The sequence below is a fragment of the Campylobacter iguaniorum genome (assembly GCF_000736415.1).
Taxonomy (GTDB): Bacteria; Campylobacterota; Campylobacteria; order Campylobacterales; family Campylobacteraceae; genus Campylobacter; species Campylobacter iguaniorum.
The window spans coordinates 378,005-393,342 of sequence record NZ_CP009043.1; the positions used below are offsets into that span (position 1 = coordinate 378,005).

General features: G+C 36.7%; 14 protein-coding genes and 1 pseudogene. 13 read left to right on the top strand and 2 right to left on the bottom strand.

Annotated features, from left to right (window positions below; translation table 11 throughout):
- Positions 1-19 precede the first annotated feature (19 nt).
- Together CIG1485E_RS01955 and CIG1485E_RS01960 are read right to left on the bottom strand one after the other, a co-directional pair.
- The gene (locus CIG1485E_RS01955; protein ID WP_038453138.1) at positions 20-1,300 is read right to left on the bottom strand and encodes a dihydroorotase; all 1,281 of its coding nucleotides are present in this window, start codon (positions 1,298-1,300) and stop codon (positions 20-22) included.
- Between the two features lie 2 nt (positions 1,301-1,302).
- On the bottom strand, positions 1,303-2,235 hold the full coding sequence (locus CIG1485E_RS01960; RefSeq protein ID WP_038453140.1) for an aspartate carbamoyltransferase catalytic subunit: 933 nt from the start codon (positions 2,233-2,235) through the stop codon (positions 1,303-1,305).
- Between the two features lie 107 nt (positions 2,236-2,342).
- Between CIG1485E_RS01960 and CIG1485E_RS01965 the strand changes: the two genes are divergently transcribed.
- The 13 genes and pseudogenes from CIG1485E_RS01965 to gyrA all read left to right on the top strand — a co-directional run bounded on the left by CIG1485E_RS01965 (position 2,343) and on the right by gyrA (position 15,294).
- Positions 2,343-3,272: a ribose-phosphate pyrophosphokinase gene (locus CIG1485E_RS01965; protein WP_038453142.1), complete on the top strand. Its 930-nt coding sequence runs from the start codon at positions 2,343-2,345 to the stop codon at positions 3,270-3,272.
- Between the two features lie 271 nt (positions 3,273-3,543).
- On the top strand, positions 3,544-5,334 hold the full coding sequence (gene lepA / locus CIG1485E_RS01970) for a translation elongation factor 4 (protein ID WP_038453145.1): 1,791 nt from the start codon (positions 3,544-3,546) through the stop codon (positions 5,332-5,334).
- Positions 5,335-5,365: 31 nt separating this feature from the next.
- Positions 5,366-5,575, top strand: a complete 210-nt coding sequence (locus tag CIG1485E_RS01975; RefSeq protein ID WP_038453147.1) for a tautomerase family protein — start codon at positions 5,366-5,368, stop codon at positions 5,573-5,575.
- Positions 5,576-5,587: 12 nt separating this feature from the next.
- Entirely contained in the window at positions 5,588-6,262 is a 675-nt protein-coding gene (locus CIG1485E_RS01980) for a hypothetical protein (RefSeq protein ID WP_038453149.1), read from the top strand.
- Between the two features lie 9 nt (positions 6,263-6,271).
- On the top strand, positions 6,272-6,823 hold the full coding sequence (locus tag CIG1485E_RS01985) for a hypothetical protein (RefSeq protein WP_038453151.1): 552 nt from the start codon (positions 6,272-6,274) through the stop codon (positions 6,821-6,823).
- The gene (locus CIG1485E_RS01990; RefSeq protein ID WP_038453154.1) at positions 6,823-7,392 is read left to right on the top strand and encodes a ComF family protein; all 570 of its coding nucleotides are present in this window, start codon (positions 6,823-6,825) and stop codon (positions 7,390-7,392) included. The genes CIG1485E_RS01985 and CIG1485E_RS01990 overlap by 1 nt, the downstream gene beginning before the upstream one ends.
- A gap of 13 nt (positions 7,393-7,405) precedes the next feature.
- Positions 7,406-8,679, top strand: a pseudogene (locus tag CIG1485E_RS01995) (DUF4910 domain-containing protein).
- Positions 8,676-10,163 carry an amino acid adenylation domain-containing protein gene (locus CIG1485E_RS02000; RefSeq protein ID WP_038453158.1) on the top strand — a complete coding sequence of 496 codons (1,488 nt, stop codon included), beginning with the start codon at positions 8,676-8,678 and terminating at the stop codon, positions 10,161-10,163. Before CIG1485E_RS01995 ends, CIG1485E_RS02000 begins: the two are co-directional and overlap by 4 nt.
- Positions 10,150-10,887, top strand: coding sequence for a GNAT family N-acetyltransferase (locus CIG1485E_RS02005; RefSeq protein ID WP_038453161.1), 738 nt, complete (start codon positions 10,150-10,152; stop codon positions 10,885-10,887). The genes CIG1485E_RS02000 and CIG1485E_RS02005 overlap by 14 nt, the downstream gene beginning before the upstream one ends.
- Positions 10,877-11,611, top strand: coding sequence for a formyltransferase family protein (locus CIG1485E_RS02010; protein WP_038453163.1), 735 nt, complete (start codon positions 10,877-10,879; stop codon positions 11,609-11,611). Before CIG1485E_RS02005 ends, CIG1485E_RS02010 begins: the two co-directional genes overlap by 11 nt.
- The gene (locus CIG1485E_RS02015) at positions 11,608-11,832 is read left to right on the top strand and encodes a hypothetical protein (protein WP_038453165.1); all 225 of its coding nucleotides are present in this window, start codon (positions 11,608-11,610) and stop codon (positions 11,830-11,832) included. The genes CIG1485E_RS02010 and CIG1485E_RS02015 overlap by 4 nt, the downstream gene beginning before the upstream one ends.
- Positions 11,829-12,611 (top strand): AAC(3) family N-acetyltransferase, encoded by a 783-nt coding sequence (locus CIG1485E_RS02020; RefSeq protein ID WP_038453168.1) that lies wholly within the window; start codon positions 11,829-11,831, stop codon positions 12,609-12,611. Before CIG1485E_RS02015 ends, CIG1485E_RS02020 begins: the two co-directional genes overlap by 4 nt.
- Before the next feature lie 70 nt (positions 12,612-12,681).
- Positions 12,682-15,294 (top strand): DNA gyrase subunit A, encoded by a 2,613-nt coding sequence (gene gyrA / locus CIG1485E_RS02025; RefSeq protein ID WP_038453170.1) that lies wholly within the window; start codon positions 12,682-12,684, stop codon positions 15,292-15,294.
- Positions 15,295-15,338: the final 44 nt, after the last annotated feature.

A 15,338-nucleotide genomic window follows, 5' to 3' on the forward strand; every position in this document is an offset into this window, starting at 1 on the left:
TATTTGGTTGCTAGACTTATCAAGCTACCACATTTGGGAAGTCGAATACGACTCTTCCGCTTTTTATAGTTATGAGACTAGCTCCTTTTAGCTTTTTGCCTAGTAGTGGTGAGTTTTTGGATTTGGATTTGTTTAAGCTCTCGTCATAAACATACTCAAAATCTGGATCTATGATAGCAATATCGGCTAAAAATCCCTCTTTTATCTCGCCTTTGTTTGGCAAATTTAGTATTTTGGCTGGATTTTTGCTAGTGAGCCTTGCCATGTCGTTGTAGCTAATGACACCTTGGCGGACTAAATTTAAAGTAAGTGGCACAAGGGTTTGAAGACCCAAAATACCAAATGGAGCTTTGTCAAACTCTAAGAATTTTTCATCTGTGTGATGTGGTGCGTGATCGGTGCAAATGACGTCGATAGAGCCGTTTTTAAGCCCATTTCTCATAGCCTCTACATCACTTTTGGTGCGAAGTGGTGGAGACATTTTGAAGTTTGTGTCGTAGCTTATCAGCTCGCTTTCATCGAATGTAAAGTGATGAGGACAAACCTCGCAAGTGATGTTTATGCCATCTTTTTTAGCTTGCTCGATGAGCTTTAGTGAGTAGGCGCTACTGACGTGAGCGACGTGGATGTGTCCGCCTGTGAGCTTGGCTAAAAGCATATCGCGACTTATCATTATCTCTTCTTGCTCTCTTGGCATTCCTTTTATGCCTAAAAGCATAGACATTTTGCCCTCATTCATGTGACCACCACGACATAAAGAGCAGTCTTGGGAGTGATTGATGATGAAGCTTTTATGAAATGCTGAGTATTCCAGAGCTGAACGCATAACATCACTTGAGCTAACAGGAAGTCCATCATCGCTAAACGCCACGCATCCAGCTTCGCTCATATCGCCCATTTCGGTGATACCTTTGCCACCCATGCCCTTTGTGATAGCTCCGATAGGAAGCAAGTCGATAAGACCACGTTTTTTGGCTTTGGCTATCATATCGCGGGTTATGACTGCATTGTCATTGACTGGATTTGTGTTTGCCATAGGACAGCAAGTAGTCACGCCACCAGCGACTGCACTCATAGAGCCTGTGATGATATCGTCTTTGTACTCAAGTCCTGGATCTCTGAAATGCACGTGCATATCAATAAGACCTGGAAATACCAGCTTGCCACTAGCGTCTATGATTTTATCGGCTTTTGGCTCATCAGACGAGATTGATTTTATAATCTCATTTTCTATTAAAATATTTGCTTTTAAAGTTTGAGTAGCGTTTATGATAGTCGCGTTTTTTATAAGTGTTGTCATTTTTAAGCCTTGAATTTGTTTTGATAAACTGTTTTTAAAACTGCCATTCTGATAGCTACGCCGTTTTCGACTTGGTCAAGTATGCTAGAAATCCTTGGATCGTCTGCGACGTCTGAGTTTAGCTCCACGCCTCTGTTTATCGGGCCTGGGTGGAGTATGATGACATTATCCTTTGCTACTTCTAAGCGTCTTTTGGTGAGTCCAAAATACTTGCTATATTCTCTTACGCTTGGGAATGCGACCTCGCCATCGCTTCTTTCTAGCTGGATTCTAAGCATGATTATAGCGTCGCTTCCGCGAACTGCTTCGTCCATATCACGGCAAATTTCACAGCCAAAAATCTCGGCATTTTGCATAAACATCGGAGGCCCAAAAAGCCTTACTTTGATGCCTAAAGTCTGCATTGCATAGATATTTGATCTAGCTACTCGTGAGTGAAATATATCGCCTATTATCGTGACTGTGAGATTTTCAAAGCTACCTTTAGACTCAAAGATTGTAAGCAAATCAAGCAAGGCTTGTGTAGGGTGCTCATTGCAGCCATCGCCTGCATTTATGACGCATGAGGGCGTGTTCTTAGCGACGAACTGGGCTGAGCCAGAGCTGTAGTGACGCACGATAAACACATCAGTTTTCATAGCTTCTATGTTGTTTATGGTGTCGATTAGGGTTTCGCCTTTATTGGTGCTTGAAGTGCTTGAGCTGAAATTTATCGTATCAGCGCCAAGCCTTTTGCCAGCTATTTCAAAGCTAGTTCTCGTGCGAGTGGAATTCTCAAAAAAGGCATTGACGACGGTCACGCCTTTTAATATCGGATCTTTTTTAACTGGCTCTAAATTTAGCTTTTTATACTCTTTGGCTAAATTTAAAAATGAATAAATATCATCTTTGCTTAAGTCTTTTGTAGAAATCAAATCTTTTTTTGTGTAGGTCATGATGCTCTCCGCTTTTAGATTTGCAATTTTACAAAAAACTAGCTTAATTTTTAAATTTAAGCATTGTTAGGCTAAAATTAGGCAATTTTTTTGCGAAGGTAAATTTAATGCGAGGTTATAAAATTTTTTCTGGAACTGCGAATGTTGAGTTTTCAAAAATGGTGGCAAAATACCTAGGAATTCCTCTAAGTGAAGCTAGTATAAAACGCTTTAGTGATGGCGAAATCAGCGTCCAAATCGGCGAAAGCGTACGTGGAAAAGATGTATTTATCATACAGCCAACCTGTGCTCCAGCAAATATAAATTTGATGGAACTTCTAATACTAACAGATGCTTTAAAAAGAAGTAGCGCAAGCTCGATAACTGCTGTTATACCGTATTTTGGCTATGCAAGACAAGATAGAAAAGCAGCTCCAAGAGTGCCGATCACTGCTAAGCTTGTGGCAAATATGATGCAAACAGCTGGCATAGATAGAGTCGTGACTATGGATCTTCACGCTGGACAAATTCAAGGATTTTTTGATATTCCAGTTGATAATCTATATGGAACTATGGTTTTTACTGATTATGTAAAAAGCAAAAACTTGCCAAACCCAATAGTAGCAAGCCCTGATGTGGGCGGCGTGGCACGTGCTAGGGCTTTAGCAAAGACAATGAACCTAGATATGGTTATCGTAGATAAGCGTCGTGAAAAAGCAAATGAAAGCGAAGTCATGAACGTGATCGGTGATGTAAATGGCAAAGACGTGATACTAATCGATGATATGATCGATACTGCTGGAACTATCGTAAAAGCTGCTGAGGTGTTTAAGAAAAAAGGCGCAACTAGTGTAATGGCGTTTTGTACTCATCCAGTGCTTAGTGGCCCAGCCTATGAAAGACTATCAAAAGGCATGTTAGATGAGCTAGTAGTGACTGATACTATACCTCTAAAAGAGCAAAACGAGCATATAAAAGTGATAAGCGTGGCACCGCTTTTTGGAGAAGTAATACGCCGTGTTTATCATGATGAAAGTGTGAATTCTCTATTCTCTTAAACTTTATCTTTTGAGTTCTTTTTGAGGAGTTTCGATATTCTCTTCACTGCGACGCACAATGAGTGCGTCTCATTCGCTCATATCTCACAACCACAAAAATAATCTCAAAATCTTTCAGCTTCAAAATTTTGTATTTATTTTGCATCATTGCGAGGCTTTAGCCGTGACAATCTAAATTTAAACACCATTTAACTACTCTTTAAAAGCTTTTTAACCAAAATTAACGAAAATTTTTATATAATGCAACTCTTATATTAAATTTAGGAAATTTATGAAACATATACGAAATTTTAGCATTATAGCCCATATTGATCATGGCAAAAGCACTTTGGCTGATCGCATTATCAGTGAGTGCGGAGCTATCAGCGATAGGCAGATGAGCGCCCAAGTCATGGATACTATGGATATAGAAAAAGAGCGTGGCATCACTATAAAAGCCCAAAGTGTTAGGCTTACTTACAAATATAATAATGAAGTTTATATACTAAATTTGATAGACACTCCAGGACACGTGGATTTCAGCTATGAGGTTAGTCGCTCACTTGCTAGTTGCGAAGGGGCTTTGCTCGTAGTAGACGCTAGCCAAGGCGTAGAGGCTCAGACTATTGCAAATGTTTATATCGCACTTGAAAACAGTCTTGAAATCATACCAGTTATAAACAAAATCGATCTCCCAGCAGCCGATCCAGACCGTGTAAAAAACGAAATAGAGCATATCATCGGGCTTGATTGTACTCAGGCTATCGAGGTCAGTGCAAAGACAGGAATAGGCATAAAAGAGCTGATAGAAGCTATCATCACAAGGATTCCAGCGCCCGCAACGAGGCCAGAAGCGCCGCTTAAAGCACTTATTTATGATAGCTGGTTTGATAACTATCTTGGTGCTTTAGCACTTGTTCGCATATATGATGGCAAGCTTAGCAAGGGGGATGAAGTTTACGTCATGGGAACAGACAAAAAGCACATCGTGCTAGATCTCATGTATCCACACCCACTAAGCCCTATCAAGACTTCAAATTTAAGTGGTGGCGAAGTAGGTATTGTCGTGCTTGGGCTAAAAAACGTAAGCGATGTAAGCGTCGGGGACACTATAACTCTAGCTAAAAACAAAGCCAGCGAGCCAATAGGTGGCTTTGAAAAGGCTAAGCCATTTGTTTTTGCTGGGCTTTATCCTATCGATACTGATAAATTTGAAGACTTAAGAGACGCACTTGATAAGCTAAAGCTAAATGATAGCTCAATCAGCTATGAGCCTGAGACTTCAGCGGCTCTTGGATTTGGCTTTAGGGTAGGATTTTTGGGGTTACTCCATATGGAAGTTGTCAAAGAGCGTTTGGAACGTGAGTTTAATCTCGATCTTATAGCTACAGCTCCGACTGTGACTTATGAAGTGGTGCAAACTGATGGTATCACAGTCTCTATCCAAAACCCAAGCGAATTACCGCCAGTCAATAAAATAGAGTTCATCAAAGAGCCTTATGTAAAAGCTACAGTGATTACTCCGACTGAGTTTTTAGGTAATATCATCACGCTTTTAAATAACCGCCGTGCAGTGCAGACTAAGATGGATTATATCACGACTACAAGGGTACTTTTAGAGTATGATATACCGATGAATGAGATAGTTATGGACTTTTATGATAAGCTAAAGAGCGCCACAAAGGGCTATGCAAGTTTTGATTATGAGCCAAGCGATTATAGGGTTGGGAATTTGGTCAAGTTAGACATCAAAGTAGCTGGAGAGACGGTGGATGCACTATCTATCATCGTGCCAGAAGAAAAGGCGATGAGTAAGGGTAGGGATTTTGTAAAGACTATGAAAGAGCTTGTGCCAAGGCAGCTTTTTGAAGTAGCGATTCAAGCTAGCGTAGGCAACAAAATCATAGCTAGAGAAACAGTCAAATCAATGGGTAAAAACGTAACTGCAAAGTGCTATGGTGGCGATATCACACGTAAAAGAAAACTTCTTGAAAAGCAAAAAGAGGGTAAAAAACGTATGAAAGCCATAGGTAAGGTCACATTGCCACAAGAGGCGTTTTTGAGCGTTTTGAAAATTGATTAAATTTAGAACGAAATTTGCTTAAGGATACAAAATGCCATACGTAAATATAAAAGTCACAAAAGAAAATGGTGAGCCGACAAAGGCGCAAAAAGCTGAGCTTATAGAGGGTGTAACTGAGCTTATTTGCAAGGTTTTAGGCAGAAACAGATCAAGCACGGTCGTTGTCATAGATGAGATAGATATGGCAAATTACGGTCTAGGCGGGCAGAGTATAGAAGTAAAAAGAGCTAATAAAAGCTAAAAGGAGATTTGTATGAAGAGTGTGATTTGGACGTTATTAGCAGCGTTATTTTTAGTCGGTTGTTCTAGTAAGAATGGCTTGTATATTGATAGTGGAAGTCAAAAATCTTATGAAACTATAATGACTATAAAAACTAATTGTAAGCCATGCGATAGTGCTGCGATATACAAAACAACGATAAATGGTGCGAGTTATAAAAGCGATATGGCTATAAGTTGTTGTGAAAATGTACGCAAGATAGATACAAATGTCGCCTTGCAAAAAGTATATATACATCATGTTTGGGATCTAAGAGAAAATCAAAAAGTCATCTATGTCAAAAACTCAAAAACAGCTTATACGCTAAGTAGCAGAGCTGACGCTATGTTTTATTTGGCTTTAAGAGATGAGCTTATGAGTAGGGGTATCATGGTAGTAGATAGCCAAACTTCGCCATATACTTTAAAAGTTGATTTTGCTTTTAGCGATTTTGCTGGGGTTTATAATCCAGCTTACGCTCAGTTAAACTCAAAACTAATCGGAAATGTAAGCATGACAAATATAAACTATAAAAGAAAACGCCAAATCAGCACAACGCAAAATGTAACTGGACTAAAAAATCCAAGTTTGAGCGATTTTGATCTATATATGGGGCTTCTTGCCAAACAAGCTGCAAACAAAGTAGCTGAAGAAATCAGCAAATTTTAAGGATAAAATATGAAAAATTTAGTATTAGCGACTATTTTTGCATTTTTAGTGATTGGTTGCTCGAGCACCAATTCAGTTCTTAGCCTGCCAGCTTATGAAGCTAAGGGTATAAGCGTAACTCCTGGTGCAAATATCATCATAAATAGCATAACTGATAAGAGAAAAAATACAAGCGTGATAGCCACTATAAGCGATTCTAAAGGCACTGTTGATGAGTATGTCACTCTTGGGGGCGATCTTACAAAATGGTTTGGCGAGTCGTTGCAAAAAGAGCTTTTAAAAAGTGGAGCTAGCCTTGGTGGAGGAGATGATGCTAAGGTGGTCGATATCACTATCACCGAGCTAAAGGCGAATTTGAGCGGATATACAAAAGACAATATGAAAGGAAACTGCGAAATTTACATCAAAATTTACAGAGATGGCATGACAATCACCAAACGCATATCTCAGCCACAAACGCAGTTCGCTCCTATCCATACAGCAGGTGCGTTTGATCCATTTGTCAAAGAAATCTTAGATGATATGGTAAGAAGAACAGCAAAAGCAATCCTTATCAACTAATGCGTTGCTTGAAATGTGGCAAATTTAGCTTTAAGTTTATTTGCAATGAGTGCAAATTTGCACTTAGTGAATTTGAAAATGGTGTGAGATATATTGATGGATTTAAGGTTTATTATTTTTACAAATATGACTCTATAAAAGACCTGCTTTATGCCAAGCACCAGATGCACGGACATTTCGTTTTTAAAGTTTTAGCAAATTTGAGCTTTAAAAAATTTGCTAAGGAATTTGAGTTTGGAAGTGTGGTAAATGCAATTCCGCTAGATGATAATATAAGAAGTGGATATTCACACACTGCAGTGCTTGCTAGGGCTTTGAAATCCCCTAGTATAGCTCCAGCCTATAGAGCTTTGAGAGCTAAAAGTAGTGTGAAATACACTGGCAAAAGCTTGGAATTTCGCCAGAAAAATCCAAGAAATTTTGAACTTTTAAAGAGTATCAAAAATCCAGTGATTTTAGTCGATGACATCATCACGACTGGCACAAGCATGAAAGAAGCGAAAAATCTACTTATCAAAAATGGAATTACTCCACTTTTTGGACTAGTTTTAGCCGATGCTAGAGAGTAATAAAAGGATAAAAATGTACGAACTTTTAAAAGAGCTTTTTTACATACCAAGAAGCATAACAGGCGATGGTTTTAGAAAAAGCTTATCGGTCTTAAACTCATATATGGGGGGGGGGTAGTAAGGCAAAACTCAGTTCCTAGTGGAACAAAATGCTTTGATTGGATAGTGCCGCCTGAATGGAACGTAAAAGATGCTTACATCATCACGCCAAGCGGTAAAAAAATATGCGAATTTAAAAAAAATAATCTACACCTTGTTGGCTACTCAGAGCCATTTCACGCAAAAATCAGCCTTAGTGAGCTAAAAAATCATCTCTATACTCACGCAAATTTGCCAGATGCCATTCCTTATGTGACTAGCTATTATCAAAAACGCTGGGGATTTTGTCTAAGTAAAAATGATTACGACAAGCTAGAAGATGGTATTTATGAAGTTTTTATAGATACTGAATTTAACGAAAATGGAGAGTTAAATTATGGTGAGATTTTTATCAAAGGCGCGCAAAACCAAACAGATGAAATCCTAATCTCAACTTATCTTTGTCACCCACAAATGGCAAATAATGAGCTAAGTGGTCCGGTGGTTTTAAGTCAGCTTGTAAAGTGGCTAAAAAACCAAGAAAATCTGCGTTACAACTACCGTCTTATCATCATTCCAGAGACAATTGGTTCAATTTGTTATATCAGCAAAAATTATGAAGCTCTAAAGGCAAATGTAAAAGCTGGATTTGTGCTTAGCTGTATAGGTGATGAGAGAGCTTATAGCGTGGTTTTGAGCCCTGATGAGGATAGTTTGAGCGACAAAGTCGCACTTCATACTATCAAATTCCGCCAAAATCCTAAAATTTACTCGTTTTTACTGCGTGGAAGCGATGAAAGACAGTTTAATACGCCAAATTTAAATTTGGGTATTGCGACACTTGGAAGGTCTAGTTTTAATAGATATGATGAGTATCACACAAGCTTAGATGATTTGAGTGTGGTGACGCAAAACGGGCTTGAAGGAGGGCTGGAATTTATCCAAAACTGTATTTTAAATCTTGAAATCAATAAAATTTACTCTACTACAACTACTTGTGAGCCAAATTTAGGCTCGCGTGGTCTTATTAATACTATAAATTCTGGAATGTATCCCAAAGATATGACTATGTTGCGAGATTTTTTAGCATTTTGCAATGGCAAGCGAAGCGTAATACAAATAGCCGACAAGCTTGGTGTCGAGGCAAAAAATCTAAAAAATATAATAGAAAATTTACTGAAATTTGAGTTAATAAGGGAGATGAAATGATACGAAATATTTGTGATTTTTTAGATATTAGCGTTGCAAAAAATCCCAATAAAATAGCCTTTGTAAGTGGCGAAAATAGCATAAGTTATGCTAAATTTGATGAGATTACTAATAGAGTTGCCAGCCAGATTTTAAGACTAAATTTGAAGAATGAACCCGTCTTGATTATTTTGCCAAAAAGCATTGAGGTTTTAATAGCGTTTTTAGCAGTGGCAAAAAGTGGAAATTTTTATACTTTGCTTGATGGCGCGACACCACTAGACCGCATAGAACAAGTCAAAAATATATTAAATCCAAAACTTGTAATAACGCAAAAAAACTTTAAATTTGACTGTTTTGATGAGTGCGAAATGCTATTTTGCGATGATTTTAATAAATTTGATATAGATGAAAATTTGCTAAAAATAGCTAGAGATACTCATATAGACACTAATTTGCTTTATGTATTTTTCACGAGTGGAAGCACTGGAGTGCCAAAAGGCGTGAGTATAAGCCATAAAAGCGTGATTGATTATACTTTTTGGGTGTGTGAAACATTTAAATTTAGTAGTGATGAAATACTTGCAAATCAAGCACCTTTTTACTTTGATAACTCTATTTTAGATATTTTTAGCACACTTAAAAGTGGAGCGACTTTGCATATTTTGCCGACTTCTATTTTTGCATTTCCAAGTAAGGTGCTTAGCTATTTAAAAGAACACCAAATTAGTTTGATTTTTTGGGTGCCTTCGGTGCTTGTGTATTTTGCCAATACAAATGCGCTTGATGGTTTGAGACTAGCTAGTCTCAAAAAGGTGCTATTTTGCGGAGAAATTATGCCAAATAAACAGTTAAATGTATGGCGAAAAACTCTTCCAAATACGCTTTTTGCAAATCTTTATGGACCAACAGAAATAACTGATGTATGCGCTTATTATATTTGCGATAGAGATTTTAGTGATGATGAGTTGCTGCCTATTGGTAAAGCTTGCAAAAACACCGAGCTTTTAGTTTTTGATGATGAGTTAAATTTGATAAAAAAGCCATTTATTAAAGGTGAACTTTATGTTAGGGGAACTTCTCTTAGCCTTGGATACTTTGCAAATAAACAAAAGACAAAAGAAGCTTTTATCCAAAATCCTTTGCATAATAATTATCAAGATATTCTTTATAAAACAGGGGACATAGTAGCTTATAATGAATTTGATGAACTGATTTGCTATGGCAGAATGGACGCTCAAATCAAATTAAATGGTCATCGCATTGAGCTTGGCGAGATAGAAACTATAACTAACTCTCACAAGGAGGTTTTAAACTCTGCTTGTATTTTTAAAAATAGTGACATAACGCTATTTTACGAAGCAAAAAATGAGCTAAATTTAAAAAGCTATCTTGCTTGCAAATTGCCAAATTATATGATTCCAAAAAAGTTTATTTTAGTAAATAAATTTGTGCTAAATCAAAATGGTAAAATCGATAGAAAGGTGCTTAGTGGTCTTATTTGAAGAGTTTTTAAATGTATATAATAATGGATTTAAGTTTAGTAATAATACGCTTAGCATTGGTAATATCAAAGATAAATTAGAGCAAAATCAAGCTTATTTGAAGCGTATAGAAGATAACTTTTTTCTAACTCAAAATGGTTTTATTACATATTTTGTAAATGATATTTGCAAATTTGAGTGTCAAGAAAATTATATAAAACGTATATATAAAACGCCAATTTGCGAGCTTGAAAATAGATTTTTAAGTATCAATAAATTTAGTATTTTTGATAAATATATCGGTATGAGCTTAAAAAATAGCGGTTTTAGTTTTCAAAGTTATGATGAGGTTAAAAAAGCAAAGCTTAATGATACTAATAAAATTTATAATTTTTTTATAAATTATTTTGATAAAGAATATCTTTTTATAAGCAAAACCGAACTCAGACATAGAATACAAAAAGGCCAAGTATTTGTCATAAAACAAGATGAGAAAATAATAGGTGGTTTGGTATATTTTTTAAATTTAAACTCGGCTCATTTGGATTTTATAGCAGTTAGCAATGAATTTAGACAAAGTGGTATTGGGTATAGATTGATGAGCTGCTTTTTAGGATTAAACGCCCGGTATTTCAAGCTATTTGTAAGAGAAACGAATGTAAAAGCTATAGAGTTTTATAAAAAATTTGGGTTTGAGTTTAATAGTATAAAAATTTCGTTTTATAGGAGGAAAAATGGAGTTTAAAAACGTATTTGTCGTAGGTAAAGGAAGGGTGGCTTTGGAGTGCGCTAAAATAGCTAGAAGTAAATTTAAAAACGTAGAGCTTTTAAATTTAGATGATATGCAAGACAAAGATGCTTTTTTCAATGAGCTTAAAAACACATTTATTATAAGTGCGAATAACTTTTATATATTCAAATCACAATGCGTTTTAAACAACTTTATCATCAATTACCACAACTCTCTTTTGCCATCTCATAGAGGCATGAATGCACATATTTGGTCTATTTGGAGTGGGGATACTAAGAGTGGAATTAGTTGGCATGAGGTTGAAAATACAATAGATACGGGTAGAATTTTGATACAAAAAGAAATTGCTATTGAAGATATGAGTGCTAAAGAGTTGCTTTTGGCTCAACATAAAGCTGCTATTTTTGCATTTGATGAGCTTTTAAACAGTGGATTTGATGCTAAATTCAAAGTAATTCATACTTCATGGGGGGGGGGTGAGCTACATAAAAGATGCGAGCTTCCAAACGCTGGAGTTTTGGATTTGAGTTGGGAATTCCAAAAGTTAGTAAGATTTTTAAAAGCTTTTGATGTGGGAGTTTTTAGAAAAATTCCGTATCCAAAAGTATCTGTTTTAGGTGGTTTTGTGGATATTTTGTATTATGAGATAGGAGATGGATTTGTGAATTTGAGTTTAGAAAATGGTCAAAAATTAAATATTATAAAGGAGCAAAAATGAATGTGATCAAAGAACTTTTTAACCAAATAGGAAGAAGTGATGTAAATGAGAGTATGGGTGAGCTTTTAAGCAGTGGGATTATCGATAGCATGGATATAATGGCTCTTGTTGCAGCGATCGAAAAAATGTATAAAAAACCATTGCATGCAGAGTTCATAACAAATGAGAGTTTTGAAAGTTTTGCTAGTTTAAAAGATATGATAGATAAAGCGATGAAATGAAAGCTATTTTAGAAGCAGGTGGTAAGCTTGTTTATAAAAGCGATTTGGTAGATGCTTTAAGACAAATTGGTATAAAAAGTGGTGATAGTATTTGCGTTCATACCGAGCTTTTTACTCTTGGTAACCCACTTTTAGCAAAAGATGAATTTTTAGAAGCTTTGCTTTGGTGTTTTTATGAAGTGATTGGTAAAAATGGAACTCTTATTATGCCTACTTTTACATATAGTTTTTGTAAAAACCAAATTTATGATAAGCTAAACTCAAAAAGTACTATGGGTGTTTTGACTGAATTTTTCAGACAACAAAACGGTGTTGTTCGTACAAATGATCCGATTTTTTCTTTTGCAATTGGCGGAAATAATAAGGAAGCTTTTTTAAGCGATAGTAAAAGCTGTTTTGGTAAAAACTCAGTGTATGACGTACTTAAAAGAATAAATGGGAAAATAGTTTTGTTTGGGCTAGAGCATGCTGGATATACGTTTACTCACTATATAGAAGAGCAAGCTAAAGTAAGCTATAGATATTTTAAAGAATTTAGTGGGATAAGCATAGATGAGCAAAGAAGAGAGCGAAAAACAAGTATATTTTATTTTGTAAGAAAACTAGATGTAAAATCTACGATGTCGGTTTGCAAACAAGTAGGGATATTAAAACTTTCTGATAACTTTAAAAGCGTGAAATTTGGCAATTCTATTTTAGTCGTTTTAGATGCCAAGAGATATTTTACAGATACACTAAACCAAATTTACAAAGATGAAAGATTGATTTTAGAAGATTGATAAAATATTCATTTAGCAAGTTTTTATTAAATTTAAGATATAATCAAGCCTAGTTATTTTAAGGATAAATATGGAAGATAATATTTTTAGTACAAACCAAGATATCGGCGTTATTGATGTCGAGGATTCTATAAAAACAAGCTACTTAGATTATTCGATGAGCGTCATCATAGGTAGAGCCTTGCCAGATGCTAGAGATGGTTTAAAACCCGTGCATAGGCGTATCTTGTATGCTATGAATGACCTTGGCGTAGGAAGTCGTAGCCCATACAAAAAATCAGCCCGTATCGTGGGTGATGTCATCGGTAAATACCACCCGCACGGCGATACAGCAGTTTATGACGCATTAGTCAGAATGGCTCAGAGCTTTTCTATGAGAGTTCCAGCAGTCGATGGACAAGGAAACTTTGGCTCAGTCGATGGCGATGGCGCAGCTGCGATGCGTTATACTGAAGCTAGAATGACAGTTTTGGCTGAAGAGCTTTTGAAAGATTTGGATAAAGATACTATCGATTTCATACCAAACTATGATGATAGTTTAAGTGAGCCAGATGTGCTTCCAGCGCGCGTACCAAATTTACTACTAAATGGCTCAAGTGGTATCGCTGTAGGTATGGCGACAAATATCCCTCCTCATAGCCTTGATGAGCTAGTAGATGGGCTTTTGCTAGTTCTTGAAAACAAAGAAACAAGCCTTGAAGAGATAATGACCCACATAAAAGGCCCTGATTTTCCAACTGGTGGTATAATTTTTGGTAAAAAAGGCATCATTGAAGCATACAAAACAGGTCGTGGCAGGATAAAATTAAGAGCCAAAACTCACATAGAAAAAAAGCCAAATAAAGATGTAATCGTAGTCGATGAGCTTCCATATCAAGTAAATAAAGCCAAGCTTCATTCAGACATCGCCGACCTTGTCAAGGACAAGATGATAGAGGGCATTAGCGAAGTCCGCGATGAGAGCGACAGAGATGGAATCCGCCTAGTCATCGAGCTAAAACGCGATGCGATGAGTGAAATCGTACTAAATAATCTTTTCAAATCAACTCAAATGGAAGTTACTTTTGGCGTTATAATGTTAGCTATTAACAACAAAGAACCAAAGGTATTTTCGCTAATTGAGCTACTAAAATTATTTTTAAATCATAGAAAAACAGTTATTATCCGCCGAACTATTTTTGAACTTCAAAAAGCTAAGGCTAGAGCTCACATCTTAGAAGGCCTAAAAATCGCACTTGACAACATAGATGATGTGATAAATTTAATAAAAACAAGTGCTGATACAAACGCCGCAAGAGATGGTTTGATGGCTAAATTTGGACTATCTGAGCTACAAAGCAACGCCATACTTGATATGAGACTTAGCAAGCTAACAGGACTTGAGAGAGAGAAACTAGAAGCTGAGCTAAAAGAGATTTTAGAGCTTATCGAAAAACTTGATGCGATACTCAAAAGCGAAACATTAATAGAAAATATAATCCGTGAAGAGCTTTTGGAAGTCAAGGCTAAATTTAAATGCCCACGTATCACTGAAATCGTAGATGATTACGATGATATCGATGTAGAAGATCTAATCCCAAATGAAAATATGGTAGTCACAATAACCCACCGTGGCTACATAAAAAGAGTACCAAGCAAAAACTACGAAAAACAAAAACGTGGTGGCAAAGGCAAGGTCGCAGTGACTACATACGATGATGATTTTATCGAGAGTTTCTTTACTTGTATGAGCCATGATACACTTATGTTCGTGACTGATCGCGGACAACTCTACTGGCTAAAAGTCTATAAAATCCCAGAAGGAAGTCGCACTGCAAAAGGCAAAGCTGTAGTAAATCTCATCTCACTTCAAGCTGATGAGAAGATAAAAGCTATCATTCCTACAACTGATTTTGATGAGAGCAAATCACTAGTATTCTTCACTAAAAATGGTATAGTAAAACGTACAAATTTAAGTGAGTTTAAAAATATTCGTTCAATTGGCGTTAGAGCTATAAATTTAGATGATAGCGATGAGCTAGTAACTGTGTTAATCGCAAATAGTGAGGCTGGTGAGAGCTATGAGGCTATTTCTTTAGAAGCTCAAAACGAAGAGCAACCAACCGAGCTAATCATAGATGAAGCTGAAGCAAGCGATGAAGTGGACGAGACAAGCGAAATTTGCGGTAAAATGCTATTTATCGTAACTAAAAAAGGTATGTGTATTAAATTTGCACTACACAAAGTCCGCCAAATCGGTAGAGTTAGCCGTGGTGTGACTGGAATACGCTTCAAAGAAGATGGCGATGAGGTCGTAGGGGCTGTAGTCATAGAAAACGACATCCAAGAGATCTTAAGTGTAAGTCAAAAAGGTATAGGCAAACGTACAACTGCCGATGAGTACCGCTTGCAAAGTCGTGGCGGCAAGGGCGTGATTTGTATGAAACTCACACCAAAGACCAAAGACCTAGTAGGCGTCGTGATGGTAGATGAAGAGATGGATCTCATGGCTCTGACATCGAGTGGCAAAATGATAAGAGTCGATATGCAAAGCATCAGAAAAGCAGGTCGTAATACAAGTGGCGTTATCGTCGTAAATGTAGAAGGCGATGAGGTGGTAAGCATAGCAAGATGCCCTAAGGAAGAGGTCGATGAAGATATGGACTCTGAGGTTGAATCTAGCGTAGAAGATAGCTTGGAATAAATTTTGCTTTATTCTAAGTGAGTAAATTTAAATTAAGGTTTAAA